The sequence below is a fragment of the Pseudomonas sp. p106 genome, assembly GCF_003936645.1.
Classification (GTDB): domain Bacteria; phylum Pseudomonadota; class Gammaproteobacteria; order Pseudomonadales; family Pseudomonadaceae; genus Aquipseudomonas; species Aquipseudomonas putida_E.
Map to the genome: position 1 here is coordinate 70,334 of NZ_RHQR01000001.1, position 12,340 is coordinate 82,673.

Consider the following 12,340-nt stretch of genomic DNA (forward strand, 5'->3'; position numbering starts at 1 on the left):
AACGGCGCGGGAAGCCCGTTGCATGACCGTCCGCTGTGCGGGCGGCCACCCCGCAGGAGCACCCGGGGTCTTGTGACGCCATCCTCAAACGCCGCGTATAGTGCGCGGCGCGCCCGGAGCGTCGAAAACTGCTGGCCTGAAAACAAAACCACAAAGTCACCCGCCAGGAGACAGGAAATGCCAATTGCGAATGCAACAGCGGTCCACAGCGACATCGACCAATCGACTCAAGCGCTTTACCGCAGGATCACCTGGAGGCTCATACCGTTCCTGTGCTTCTGCTACCTTGCGGCCTACCTGGACCGCATCAACGTCGGCTTCGCCAAGCTACAGATGCTCGAAGACCTGCAGTTCAGCACCGCAGCCTATGGCTTGGGGGCGGGCCTGTTCTTCGTCGGCTACATCATCTTCGAGGTGCCAAGCAACCTGGTCCTGCAGCGCGTCGGCGCCAAGCTGTGGATCGCCCGCATCATGATCACCTGGGGCCTGCTCTCGGCCTGCACCATGTTCGTCACCACCACCACGCAGTTCTACGTCCTGCGCTTTCTGCTCGGGGCGGCCGAAGCGGGCTTCCTGCCGGGGGTGCTGTTCTATCTGACCATGTGGTACCCGACCTATCGGCGCGGGCGCATCATCGCGCTGTTCATGATCGGGCTGCCGCTGTCGAGTGTGATCGGCGGGCCGATCTCGGGCTGGATCATGGGCCACTTCGACCAGGTGCATGGCCTGCAGGGCTGGCAATGGCTGTTCTTGCTGGAGGCGATCCCCAGTGTGCTGCTCGGTATCCTGACGTTCTGGGCATTGCCGAACAACTTCCAGCAGGCCAAGTGGCTGTCCGCAGACGACAAGGCACAACTGGCCGCCGACCTTGCCGCCGACGATGCCGAAGGCAAGGGCAGCAAGCACAGCTTCCGCGACGGTTTCTTCAACCTGAAAGTGTGGATGCTCGGTGGCATCGATTTCTCGATCCTGCTGAGCGCCTACGCCATGGGCTTCTGGATGCCCACCTTCATCCGCGACGCCGGTGTCAGCGATACCTTCCATATCGGCCTGCTCACGGCGATCCCGAGCCTGGCGGCATTGCTTGGCATGTTGATGATCGGAGCCAGTTCCGACCGTCATCGCGAACGCCGCTGGCACATCATCGTGCCCTTCATCATCGGTGCAATTGCCATGGCCAGCAGCACCCTGTTCAGCCAGAACCTGGTGATGACCGTGCTGCTGTTCGCCATCGCCTCGGCAGCCATCATCGGCGCAGTGCCGGTGTTCTTCAGCCTGCCGGCGACCTTCCTCAAAGGCACCGCTGCGGCGACCGGTTTCGCCCTGGCGTGTTCGCTGGCCAACATCGCGGGGCTGGTGAGCAACTCGCTGATGGGGATGGTCACCGACCTGACTGGCACCTCCCATGCGGCGCTGTGGGTGTTCGCCCTCTGCTTGCTGCTCAGCTGCTTCCTGGTCATCGCCTTGCCGGCCAAGCTGGTCAACCGATAACGGCCTGACTCTTCGCGTCACGGCAGTGCAAGCGGGCCAGCCAGCCCGCTTGAAGACCCTTCCAAAAACACTCCGCGCGGGTGGCCTCAAGGCCACTGCGGCGGGGAGCTGTTGCCCGAATCCAGGAGTCGTTTTCAAATGCCCGTTAACATGCCACAGCGTCATTCCCCGACCGCGCGCCTGGCTGGCGGCTGTATCGCCGCAGCCCTCTGTGCTGAAGCGACGGCCGAAGAGGCCGGTTTCATCGAGGGCGCCAGTGCTACGCTGCAAGCGCGCAATTATTTCTTCAGCCGCGATTATGCCGATATCAAAGGCGCGAGCACTCAGTCGCGCACCCAGGAGTGGGCGCAGGGCTTCATCCTCAATGCCGCCTCTGGCTACACCCAAGGCCCCATCGGCGTTGGCATGGACGTCACCGGGCTACTGGGCTTCAAGCTCGACAGCAGCCCCGCGCATGCCAGGTCAGGGCTGTTGCCCAGCCTTGACAGCGGCCAGTCGGCAGACGATTACAGCCGCCTTGGCGCGGCGGTGAAATTCAAGGTGTCGCGCACCGAACTGAAGGTGGGCGAATTGATGCCCAACCTGCCGGTGTTGCTGTTCAGCGACCTGCGCCTGCTGCCGCCGACCTACCAGGGCGCCATGCTCGAGTCCCGCGAGTTTGCCGGGTTGACCTTGAGCGCCGGGCAGTTTCGCTCCACCAGCCTGCGCGACTCCTCCAACAGCCAGAAGATGTATGCCCTGGTCAATGACCCGATCAACCCTTCACGGTTGGCGCGATTCACCAGTGATCGTTTCAATTATGTCGGCGCGGACTATGCGTTCAACGACAACCGTACCCAGGTCGGCGTGTGGCAAGCGCAGCTGGAAGACATCTACCAGCAGCGTTTTTACAGCCTCAAGCACGCCGAACCTTTGGGTGACTGGACCCTGGGGGTGAATGCCGGCTACTTCGATGCCCAGGAGGATGGCCGGCAGATCGCAGGCCGTTACGACAACCATGCACTGTTCAGCCTGTTCTCGGCCAAAACGGGTGGGCATACCTTCTATGTGGGGTACCAGCAGATCGGCGGGGACGACGGGTTCATCCAGGTTGGCGCCAACACCAACCCGATGGGCAATACCCTGCCCACCTATGAGTTCGCAGCGCCCGGTGAGCGCTCGTGGCAGGTTCGTCACGATTACAACTTCGTTGCGCTGGGGATACCCGGGCTGACCTCGACGCTGCGCTATGTAAAGGGGCGTGACGTGGAGACCGGCCTGGGCTTCGAGGGGCGTGACCGGGAGCGCGATCTGGACCTTGCCTATGTGGTGCAGAGCGGCCCCCTGGCCGGGCTGGGGGTGCGGGTTCGCAACGTGATGGCCCGCTCGAACTACCGCACGGACATTGACGAGAACCGGTTGATTCTCAGTTATACGGTAAAGCTGTTCTGACCCCGGGCTGGCTTACTCCTGCGCCTGGGCCCCGGCGATATGCCGACCGGCCACATAACCGAACGTCAGCGCCGGGCCCAGGTTGATACCCCCGGACGGGTACCAGCCGCCGAACACGCTGGCCATGTCGGTGCCCGCTGCATACAGGCCGCCGATGGGCTGGCCGTGTTCATCCAGCACACGTGCGTGGCCGTCGGTGCGCAGGCCGGCGAAGGTGCCGAAGCAGCCGGGCTGCACCTTGACCGCGTAGAACGGGCCTTGCTCGATCGGCGCGACGCAGGGGTTGGGCCCCTTGTGTTGGGGGTCGCCCTGTTTGCGGTTGAACGGGGTGCTGCCGCGCCCGAACTCAGGGTCCTGGCCTTGGCGCGCGTGGCGGTTGTACTCGGCCACCGTGGCACTCAGCCCCGCAGGGTCGATGCCGCAGGCGCGGGCCAGCAGTTCCAGGCTGACACCGCGCTTGAGGTAGCCGCTGCGCAGGTGTGGCCACACCGGCAGCGGGGCGGGGCGGGCGTGGCCAAGGCCATACCGGCGCAGGAAGCGGTGGTCACAGATCAGCCAGGAGCAAGCTTGCTCGTCTTGCGGTACGGCGTCGAGCATGGCGGCGACATAGTCGTAGTAGCCGTGCGCCTCGTTGACGAAGCGCTTGCCGTTGGCCAGCACACCGATGATGCCCGGCTTGCCGCGTTCGATGATGTGCGGGAAGTGGCCGACGCTGCCATCACGGTGCGCTACCTTGGACACCGGGGCCCAGGCGACCGCCGACTTCAGGTCGGTGGCTACCACGCCGCCGGCTGATTCGCCCAGGCGCAGGCCGTCGCCGGAGCACGACGGCGGCGGCAGTGCGAGGTTGGCGTGGCCACTGGCATCGCGCGGGAACAATTGCCGGCGCCGCACGGGGTCGTGAGCAAAGCCACCAGCGGCCAGCACCACGGCTTTGGCGCGAAGCGTAATGTCGCCCTGCGCTGTACCGATCACCGCGCCACGCACCTGGCCGTCCTCCATCAGCAAGCGTTTGGCTGGCGCAGACTCAAGCAGGCGCACGCCCAGGTCTTCGGCCGACTTGGCCAGGCGCGCCACCAGTGCCACACCGTTGACCAAGTGCATGGCCCGGCCATGGCGGGCAAGGTGGTACAGGTGGCGACTGAAGCGCTTGCACACATGCCAGAAGGCGCGGGGCGAGCGGGTCATGTTGAGAAAGGCCGCAAGGTCGGCGCCAGCCATGATCGGCATGCCCATGAACGAGGTTTCGCGCAGTGTCCTGCGCAAGCGTGGCAACAGCGCACCGAGTTCGCGGGCGTCATAAGGGGCGGCGATGACCTGGTGCCCACCGGTGGCGGCGCCAGGGGTGTCGCCGTGCATGTCGGGGATGGCGTTGCCCTCAGCGAACTGCAGGGCCGTGTGTTTCTCGAAAAAGGCGACCATGTGCGGGCAGGCTTCGAGAAAGGCGTCGATGCGCTGCGCATCGTAATGCGCGCCCAGTTCGTTGCGCAGGTAAGTGCGTGGCTGCTCGATGTCTTCTTCGATACCGGCGCGGCGCGCCAGCGGGTTGCGCGGCACCCAGGCCCAGCCGCCGGACCAGGCAGTGGCGCCGCCGAACACCGGGTCTTTTTCCACAAGGGTAACCCGCTGCCCATGCCAGGCAGCCGTGACCGCAGCAGCCAGCCCGGCGGCGCCGGAGCCAATGACCAGTACATCGCATTCGGCTTGCAAGGTGTCGGTGGGCATTGCGGGTCTCCGGTATTATTATTGGAACAAGGTTCCATATTCTTCTTGGTTGACCCGCCGGGATGCAAGTGACGCCAGCAAGTAGTGGTCGATAAACGGACACTTCAGGGCTGGTCAGCTGCGGTGGCCAACGAGATATGGAATCATCTTCCAGAATTTGCCTTCTTTATCAGGAAACCCTGTCATGGCCGGTAGTCAGATCGAACGCGCCTTCAGTCTTGTAGAAAGCCTTGCCGCCGAGCCCCAGGGCCTGGGCCTGCAAACCCTGGCTGACCAGCTTCAGATCCCCAAGAGCGCAGCCCATCGCATGCTCGCTGAACTCGCGCGCCTGGGCTACGTACGCCAGAACCGTGACAACAGCCGTTACCAGTTGTCCGCCAAGCTGGTGGCGCTGGGCTTTCGCTACCTGTCCAGCAGCGGCGCCGACATCATTCAGCCGATACTCGACCGCCTGGCCCAGGAAAGCGGCGAGCTGGTGCGCCTGGGCGTGATCGACGGCGCCCGCCAGACCTGGATCGCCAAATCCCAGGGCGCCCGGTCCGGGTTGCGTTACGACCCGGACATGGGCCGCGATGCGCCCCTGTTCTATACCGCCTCCGGGCATGCCTGGCTGGCCAGCCTGAGCGATGGCGAGGCGCTGCAGATGGTCCTGCGCCAGGGCATTGCCGACCCCGAGCAATTCGGCCCCAACGCACCGCGCTCCACTGAACAGTTGCTGAGCTACCTGGCGGGCGCCCGTGAGCGGGGTTATGCCTGGGTCGAGCAAACTTCGGCAGTCGGTACCTCGGCCCTGGCTGCGGTGGTGCGTCGGCCGCAGGGTAACGAGGTCATTGGCGTGCTGAGCATTGCCGGGCCCAGTGCGCGCCTTTCGCAAGCACGCCTGCCGGAGCTGGCGCCGTTGTTGTTGGCGGCGGTGGAGGAGTTGTCGGCAGCCAGTCAGGCGAGTGAGTTGTTTGCCTGACATGCACGGCAGCACGGGCCTGCCTCTGAACTTTCCGGTCGATTACCGCACACTCTATGCCCAGCGTCCTTTTGCAAAGCGGACCGCAGTTCTAAATTAGCTATAGCTGATTTTGGAACTGGGTTCCGAAGTTGCCAGAACAACAATGAAAAGAGGACCGCCCGTTGAACGCACCCCTTCGCATCGCCCTGATTGGCGCCGGCATCATGGGCCGCCAGCATTACCAGCATCTGAGCCAGGTGCCGCAAGCGCAGTTGTGCGCGGTGGCCGACCCCGGCCCCCAGGCTGAAGCCTTCGCCGCCGAGTGCGGGGTGGCGTATTTCGCCGATCACCGGCAGATGCTGGAGGTTGTGCGCCCCGAGGCCGTGATCGTGGCCAATCCGAACAACCTGCACGTGGCCACCGCCCTCGATTGTGTCGAAGCCGGCGTGCCGGTATTGGTAGAAAAACCGGTGGGAGTGCACCTGGATGAAGTGCGGGCGCTGGTGGAGGCGTCGCGCCGCTGCGGCGTGCCGGTGCTGGTCGGCCACCACCGGCGGCACAACCCGCTGATCGCCAGCGCGCGCGGCGTGATCGCCGAAGGGGCCTTGGGCCGGTTGGTCAACGTCACCGCGCTGTGGCAGTTGCAAAAGCCCGACAGCTATTTCGACACCCCATGGCGCCGCGAGCCCGGCGCCGGTTTCCTGCTGACCAACCTGATCCACGACCTCGACCTGCTGCGTTACCTGTGCGGTGAGGTGGTACAGGTGCAGGCGTTCACCCGTAACCAGGTGCGCGGCTTTGCCAACGAGGACAGCGCGGCAGTGCTGCTGGAGTTCGCCAACGGTGCGCTGGGCAGCCTGACCGGCTCCGATGCGGTGGCAGCGCCGTGGAGCTGGGAGCTGAGTTCGGGAGAAAGCCCTGTCTATCCACGCCAGGCGGACCAACCCTGCTACCTGCTGGCCGGCACCCGGGGAGCGCTGAGCATCCCGCAGCTCAAGCACTGGCAGTACGCCGAGGCAAACTCGGGTTGGCATACACCGTTGCTGCAGAGCGAGGCGGGCATTGCGGCGGGGGCGGCATTGACCCTGCAGTTGCAGCACTTTGTCCGTGTTGCCCGTGGGCAGGAAGCGCCATTGACCGATGCAGCCGACGGTGGCCGCACCCTGGCGTTGATCGAGGCGATCCGCCAGGCGGCCGCCACCGGCCGGGCTTGCGCGCCAGAGACAATCGTGTGAGCCGCGTGAGCGTTCTTTTGCCCCGTACCCATTTGCCTGCAGGTAACCCGCATGACTGACCGAATTTTTTCCCTGGCCGCGCTCACCGTACTGGAGCTGTCACCCCCGGCAATGGTCGAAACCGCCGCCCGTGCCGGTTACAGCCACGTTGGCCTGCGCTTGCTGCCAGCGACCAGCGAAGAGCAGCACTTCCCGCTGGTTACCGATGCTGAGCTGCGCCGCCAGACCCAGGCGCGCTTGCGCGACACCGGCATCAAAGTCCTGGACCTGGAAATCCTGCGTCTCAAACCCGACACCTGCGTGGCCGATTTCGAGCCGATGCTGGCGGTCGGTGCAGAGCTTGGCGGCAGCGAACTGCTGGTTGCCGGCAACGACCCGAGCGAGGCGCGCCTCACCGAGCGCTTCGCTCAATTGTGCGACCTGGCTGCCGGCTACGGTATTCACCCGCATCTGGAGTTCATGCCCTGGACCGACGTTCGCGACCTGCAACAGGCCATGCGCATCGTTGCCAACGCAGACCGCCCGAACGCTTGCGTACTGGTGGATGCCTTTCATTTCAACCGCTCCGGGTCGTCGCTCGACGACCTGGCGCGCCTGGCCCCGCAGCGCATGCGCTACGCCCAATTGTGTGACGTGGCTGGGCCGGTACCGGCTGACATGGATGAAATCTTGCGCCAGGCCCGTAACGAGCGGCGTTTTCCGGGGGAGGGTGATGCCGACCTGACGGGCCTGTTGCGCGGGTTGCCAGCGAGTGTTCCGTTAAGCCTGGAGATCCCCACGCGGCAACTGCTGGAGCAGGGCGTCAGTGGCGAACAGCGTGCGCGGATGGCACTGGAAAAGGCCCGGGCGGTGTTGGCATTGATTTGAGCCAAGGGGCCGCTTTGCGGCCCATCGCCGGCAAGCCGACTCCCACAGGTAAAGCGCAGACCTCAAGAACTGCGCGGTTCCGGCAGGAGCTGATCAGGCCTGTCCGGGCTGCGGTGATCCGCACAGCGCCAGGCCCGCGAGGTACCCAAAGGTCATCCCGGGCCCCAGCGTGATGCCGCCACTGGGGTAGTGCCCGCCCATGATGCTGTGCATGTCGTTGCCCACGGCAAACAGCCCCGGTATGGCTTGCCCGGCACCATCGAGCACCCTCGCCGAAGCATCGGTGCCCAGCCCGGCAAAGGTCCCGAGGCTGCCCGGCAGCAACTTCACCGCATAACCATGCTGCTCCGCCGGAGATCGCCGAGGTACCGCCAAAGTGTTCGGCCTTTTCCACCACCAGGACCTTCAGGCCCAGGCGCGATGCCGTGGCGGCGGCAGCCAGGCCACCGGCGCCGCTGCCGAGCACGACCAGGTCGTACACCGGTTGCGCGTTTTCGATAGGGGGCATGGCCTCAGATCTCCAGCGGCGTGACGCCCATGAAGGCGCCCAGGTGGCCAAGCTGCGCAAAGGCCATTTGCGCGCCTGTCTGGACTGCGCAGCCGCGTTCGCGCGCCTGTTGCAGCAGCGGGGTGATCTCCGGTGAGGTGACAACATCGGCCACCAGCGTGGCGGCTTTGAGCGTGCCCAGCAGGGCAGCCGGCAGCGGCAGCTCGCCCGTGCCGCCCATGCCCACGGGCGAAGCGTTGACCACCAGGTCGAAGGCGTCCAGCGTGCTGTATGCAGTGGTGATGCCGACGCCAGGGAAGGTCTTGCCCAGCAGCGCGGCAAGTGCTGCGGCGCGAGACGTTTCCGGGTCGCTGAGGGTGACCTGGGCAACCCCGGCCTCACCCAGTGCGTAGGCGATGGCACTGCCGACCCCGCCGCAACCAATGGCCAGCACTCGCTTGCCCGCAGGGTCGAAGCCGTGCTTGCGTGCTGCGCCTAAAAAACCTGCGCCGTCTACGTTGTCGCCATACAGGCGGCCATCGTTTTCGCGCCGTACCACGTTCACCGAGCCCAGGGCTGTTGCACGTTCGCTCAGGCCGTCCAGGCGGGTGGCAAATGCCTGCTTGTAGGGCACGGTCACCACGCAACCGCGCAGGTTGCGCCAGCCGCGCAGGGTGTCGACAAAAGCGTCCAGCGCGGCGTGCTGCAAGTCGATGGGCAGCATGGCCAGGTCAAGGCCATTGTTGCTGAACCAGGTGTTGAAGTTTACAGGCGATTTCACCTGGGCGATGGGCGAACCGACGATGGCGACCAGCGCTGTCGAACCTTTGATCATGGAGACTTCCGTTAGGGGTGTTGTTATGGAAGTCAGGGTGATGCGGCGGCGGCGTTGTCACAATGTGCTTGCCAACGGTTCGATGCGATAATCGCATCGATAAACCGATATTCGCAGTAGAGGCGCTGTTCAGCGCTGCTCAGCGGCACGTTTTTCCCCACTCACGGGTGCACCGCATGGACAAACCCCAGACTCACCCCCGCGACCTGATTGCCGGTTTACAGAAAGGCCTGGCGCTCATGCAGCTGTTCAACGCCGAGCAGCCGCGCCTGACCGTGCCCCAGGCCGCCAGGCAAGCAGGCCTTACGCCCAGCGCAGCGCGCCGTTTTCTGCTGACCCTGGTGCATGAAGGCTTCGCCGAAACCGACAATCGCCACTACTGGCTGACCCCCAAGGCCCTGCGTATCGGCCAGGCCTATGTCGACTCGGCGCAGTTGCCACGCATGCTGCGCCCGATCGTCGAGCAAGTGGCGCGGCAGACCCAGGAGCATGTCTCGGTGGGCACACGCGACGATGACGAGATCATCCACCTGGTGCGCAGCCGCTACAGCCACATCGCTTCACTGTCGATACGGCCCGGCTCGCGGGTGCCGATGTACTGCACTGCCGGGGGGCGGGTCTGGCTGGCGGCCCTGGATCAGGCGCAGCGCGATGACTACTTCGCGCGCAACCCGCTACACCCGCTGACGCCCTACACCCAGACCGACAGGGCGCTGCTGGACGCGACGTTGCAGCAGGTGAGCGAGCAGGGCTACTGCATCGTCGATCAGGAGTTCGAAGTCGGCATGCGCGTAATCGGCGTGCCATTACTGGACCGGGCGGGGCAGCTCAAGGCGACACTGACCATCACTACCCATGCATCGCGGCTGAGCATGGATGAGATACGGCTGCGTTACCTGCCACCGCTCTATGAGGCGCAGGCCTTGCTGAAGCCGGTGTTTGGCTGACTGCGGAACGTGTGTTGAGCGCGATCGGGGCGGCGGCGGATCAGGCCGTTTTCACTGCCAGCCCATCAGCCAAACCTCGGGGTCACGCAGTACCCGCCAGTCCAGCCACTGGCTGCGCTTGCTGTGCACCGCTTCCAGTTCCACGCGCAGCACATGCCCCTCTTCATCCAGTTCCAGGTCGGTCACCAGGAAGTGCTTTTCGCGGTTTTCAGGGTGTCGCGCTGTCCATTTCGAGAGTTTCAATTTGCGGGGGTTGAAAGCGTTCATCAATGCTCCTTGGGTAGTGCAGGCACGCATGTCACCGGCTTTTGCTGCACCGTGATATCGAGCGCCGCCCTTGCGGCGCTCGATCTGAAGGACATCCAACCCTTATACCGACCTTTTTGGCCTTCAGCGACGCAGCAGGCGGCTCACCACCAGGGTGAGCGCGGCGCCAATCGCCAGGGCGGTGATGGGCTTCTCTTTTACGAAGGTGGAGACGTTGTTCAGTGCGTCACCATAGGTTTTGGTCAGTTGGCCTGCGACCTGGCGGCCATCACCCTCTGCCTCCAGGGCCGGGTCCTCGAACAGCCGGCCCACTGCGCTCTGCGCCTTGCCAGCGACTTTCTGTGCAACACCTTCAACTTGTTCGCTTTTCATAGTGATCAAACCTTCCTAGTGAGTGGCAATGGGAACGCACAAGGTTAGGGAGCGGGGGGTGGGGATTAGTTCAAAGCGGTTTTGGCAAATGGGAACGATCCTTGCTGATTGCTAGCAATATCAGAAAAGGAGCTAGCAATGAACGAGTCCCTGGTCGCCCACTCCCGCGGTGGCGTGCTGTGCACCCCACACCCCTTGGCAAGCGCGGCGGGCCTGGAGGTGCTCGACGGCGGGGGGAGCGCAATCGATGCAATGCTCACCGCCAGTGCCGTGCTGGCGGCGGTGTACCCACACATGACGGGCCTGGGTGGCGATGCACTGTGGTTGCTCCATGACGATCAGGTACGCACCATCATCGGGATCGGCCAGGCCGGGATGCGCTTGCCCGCAGCAGGCGCGATCAGCCTGCGTGGGCCGGCCTCGGTCGGGACCACGGCCGGGGCCATGGCCAGTTGGGCGCAGGCCAAGGCAATCAGCGAGCAGTGGGGGTCGCGGCTGGGCTGGGCCGACCTGCTGACTGGCGCCGCAGGGTTGGCCCGCGACGGGGTTGAGGTATCGCCCTCGCAACTGTTCTGGCAAGGGCAGCGCGCCAGCCTGATCAAGACACTGCCCAGCCTGCAGCCATTGTGTACGCCCCAGGGTGGCCGTCTGCGCCAACCCGCGCTGGCCAACAGCCTGGAGCACCTGGCGCGGCGTGGCCCAGGCGACTTCTATCACGGGGAACTGGCAGAAGCCTTTGGTGTGGCGTTCGACGCGCTGGGTTGCGGCCTGAGCGTCGAAGACTTGCGCGCCACCCGGGCCTGCCTGGCGGCGCCTATCTCCATACGCTATCGCAACGGCCGGCTGTACAACGTCGCGCCACCCACCCAAGGCCTGTACACGCTGCGCGCCATGGCTGCCCTGCAGGCTGTGAACCTGGGCGAAAACGGCACGCCGCGCTACTACCACCTGCTGGTCGAAGCCATCAAGCAGGGCCTGCTGCAGCGCAACGCTCAACTGCATGACCCGCTCGCCAGCGGCTGGGACTTCGAGCACGCGCTTGCTCAGCCTGCCGCGACCCTTGACGAGCAGCGGGCGACGCCCTGGGGCGAGCCCGGGCAACCTGCCGACACTGTGTGGATGGCCGCCACCGACCGCGCCGGGCGCAGCGCCTGCCTGATCCAAAGCCTGTTCCATGATTTCGGTTCCGGTTGCATCCTGGGCGATACCGGCATCCTTTGGCACAACCGTGCGGCAGGTTTCAGCCCCCAGCCGGGGCACCGCAATGCCTGGGCGCCCGGCAAGCGGCCGGCGCACACACTCAACCCGTCGGCCTACCTGGTCGATGATGGGCGCCGCTGGTTCTTCGGCACCCAAGGGGGTGACGGCCAACCCCAGACGCAGATGGTGCTTGCCACCCAGTTGATCGACTACCAGCAGCCTGCCGAGGTGGCATTGCGTGCACCGCGCTTTCTGCTTGGGCGCAGCTTCTTCGACAGCACCGACAACCTCAAGCTGGAGGCCGATATCGGCGAATCGGTGGTGCAGGGGCTGGCCGACCGGGGCCACCAGGTCGAGACCACGCCTGCGCTCAGCCCGTTGATGGGCCTGGCCGGCGTGATCGCCATCGGCCCTGACGGCCAGCGCACCGCTGCCTACGACCCGCGCAGCCAGGGCAGCGCCCTTGGCCAGCAGGACTGAACCGCGCCGATTGCCGCAATGCCTGGCCCGGCGGATAATGCCGGCCCAATGCGTTTGAGG

The 12,340-nt window shown here is 65.0% G+C and carries 12 protein-coding genes and 1 pseudogene; 7 read left to right on the forward strand and 6 right to left on the reverse strand.

The window, feature by feature from the left end; all coding sequences use genetic code 11:
* Positions 1–177 precede the first annotated feature (177 nt).
* Positions 178–1,491 (forward strand): MFS transporter, encoded by a 1,314-nt coding sequence (locus EGJ09_RS00345; RefSeq protein WP_012314033.1) that lies wholly within the window; start codon positions 178–180, stop codon positions 1,489–1,491.
* Between the two features lie 138 nt (positions 1,492–1,629).
* On the forward strand, positions 1,630–2,922 hold the full coding sequence (locus EGJ09_RS00350; protein WP_125922881.1) for an OprD family porin: 1,293 nt from the start codon (positions 1,630–1,632) through the stop codon (positions 2,920–2,922).
* Positions 2,923–2,934: 12 nt separating this feature from the next.
* On the opposite strand, the gene EGJ09_RS00355 is transcribed toward EGJ09_RS00350, so the two are convergent.
* Positions 2,935–4,647 (reverse strand): FAD-dependent oxidoreductase, encoded by a 1,713-nt coding sequence (locus EGJ09_RS00355; protein WP_125922882.1) that lies wholly within the window; start codon positions 4,645–4,647, stop codon positions 2,935–2,937.
* A gap of 184 nt (positions 4,648–4,831) precedes the next feature.
* On the opposite strand from EGJ09_RS00355, the gene EGJ09_RS00360 reads away from it, so the two are divergent.
* From EGJ09_RS00360 to EGJ09_RS00370, 3 genes are all read left to right on the forward strand, one after another.
* Positions 4,832–5,608 (forward strand): IclR family transcriptional regulator, encoded by a 777-nt coding sequence (locus tag EGJ09_RS00360; RefSeq protein ID WP_125922883.1) that lies wholly within the window; start codon positions 4,832–4,834, stop codon positions 5,606–5,608.
* 164 nt (positions 5,609–5,772) lie between these two features.
* Positions 5,773–6,825, forward strand: a complete 1,053-nt coding sequence (locus tag EGJ09_RS00365; protein ID WP_125922884.1) for a Gfo/Idh/MocA family protein — start codon at positions 5,773–5,775, stop codon at positions 6,823–6,825.
* A gap of 51 nt (positions 6,826–6,876) precedes the next feature.
* Positions 6,877–7,692 (forward strand): sugar phosphate isomerase/epimerase, encoded by an 816-nt coding sequence (locus EGJ09_RS00370; RefSeq protein ID WP_125922885.1) that lies wholly within the window; start codon positions 6,877–6,879, stop codon positions 7,690–7,692.
* A 93-nt stretch (positions 7,693–7,785) separates the two neighbouring features.
* Here EGJ09_RS00370 and EGJ09_RS00375 read toward each other — a convergent pair whose 3' ends face one another.
* From EGJ09_RS00375 to EGJ09_RS00385, 3 genes and pseudogenes are all read right to left on the reverse strand, one after another.
* Positions 7,786–7,959 (reverse strand): FAD-binding protein, encoded by a 174-nt coding sequence (locus EGJ09_RS00375; protein ID WP_371928060.1) that lies wholly within the window; start codon positions 7,957–7,959, stop codon positions 7,786–7,788.
* Positions 7,898–8,200 (reverse strand): annotated as a pseudogene (locus EGJ09_RS26970) (FAD-dependent oxidoreductase); the annotation flags it as partial. The gene EGJ09_RS00375 and the pseudogene EGJ09_RS26970, both read right to left, overlap by 62 nt.
* Before the next feature lie 4 nt (positions 8,201–8,204).
* Positions 8,205–9,014 carry a shikimate dehydrogenase gene (locus EGJ09_RS00385; RefSeq protein ID WP_125922886.1) on the reverse strand — a complete coding sequence of 270 codons (810 nt, stop codon included), beginning with the start codon at positions 9,012–9,014 and terminating at the stop codon, positions 8,205–8,207.
* Between the two features lie 176 nt (positions 9,015–9,190).
* Here EGJ09_RS00385 and EGJ09_RS00390 point away from each other — a divergent pair, with 176 nt between their 5' ends.
* Positions 9,191–9,961 carry an IclR family transcriptional regulator gene (locus tag EGJ09_RS00390; protein ID WP_119688774.1) on the forward strand — a complete coding sequence of 257 codons (771 nt, stop codon included), beginning with the start codon at positions 9,191–9,193 and terminating at the stop codon, positions 9,959–9,961.
* A gap of 51 nt (positions 9,962–10,012) precedes the next feature.
* Here the strand turns inward: EGJ09_RS00390 and EGJ09_RS00395 are convergent, their stop codons facing one another.
* On the reverse strand, positions 10,013–10,228 hold the full coding sequence (locus EGJ09_RS00395) for a TIGR02450 family Trp-rich protein (protein WP_125922887.1): 216 nt from the start codon (positions 10,226–10,228) through the stop codon (positions 10,013–10,015).
* A gap of 123 nt (positions 10,229–10,351) precedes the next feature.
* A complete protein-coding gene (locus tag EGJ09_RS00400) occupies positions 10,352–10,600 on the reverse strand; it encodes a CsbD family protein (RefSeq protein WP_012314048.1) in 249 nt (82 codons plus the stop codon).
* 138 nt (positions 10,601–10,738) lie between these two features.
* On the opposite strand from EGJ09_RS00400, the gene EGJ09_RS00405 reads away from it, so the two are divergent.
* Positions 10,739–12,280 carry a gamma-glutamyltransferase family protein gene (locus EGJ09_RS00405; RefSeq protein WP_256658347.1) on the forward strand — a complete coding sequence of 514 codons (1,542 nt, stop codon included), beginning with the start codon at positions 10,739–10,741 and terminating at the stop codon, positions 12,278–12,280.
* Positions 12,281–12,340 lie beyond the last annotated feature (60 nt).